Here is a 501-nt window from a genome sequence, read left to right as displayed (position 1 = left end):
CGGCGCGCCGCCTTGAGTCCGGCATGGTCGTCGGATACGATCAGCTTGACCCCGCACAGACCGCGTCGCACCAGACTGTCGAGGAAGCTGCGCCAATGCACTTCCGCCTCCGAGAGTTCGACCGACACCCCCAACACGCGGCGATGTCCTTCGTGGGTTACGCCGACGGCGACCAGCACGGCGCAATCCACGATTTGTCCGCCTGCTCGTACCCGTTCATAGCGGGCATCCAGAAACACATAGGGGGTCTCCGCCAAGGGGCGTTCGCGCCACGCCTGCAAACCGGCATCGAGTGTTTCGGTCGCCCGGCTTACCTGGGTGGAGGACAGGGCGATGTCGGGCCCCAGCAGGGATTGCAGGACGGTGATGACTTTGCGTGTCGAGACGCCCTGAACGTACATTTCCGCCAGCGCGATATTGAGCGCCCGCTCGGTACGGGTGCCGCGCTCCAGGGCGGAGGGATAAAAACTGCTGTCGCGCACTTGCGGAACGTCAAAGGTG

At 64.3% G+C, this 501-nt stretch carries 1 protein-coding gene; it reads right to left on the bottom strand.

The window, feature by feature from the left end; all coding sequences use genetic code 11:
- Positions 1–501 (bottom strand): transposase (locus tag ACKTSJ_RS11200; RefSeq protein WP_407900253.1); only part of this gene is annotated, 501 nt, incomplete at both ends.

Source organism: Ferrigenium sp. UT5 (assembly GCF_045866295.1).
Taxonomy (GTDB): domain Bacteria; phylum Pseudomonadota; class Gammaproteobacteria; order Burkholderiales; family Gallionellaceae; genus Sideroxyarcus.
This window is presented reverse-complemented; position numbering and strand designations above follow the sequence as displayed.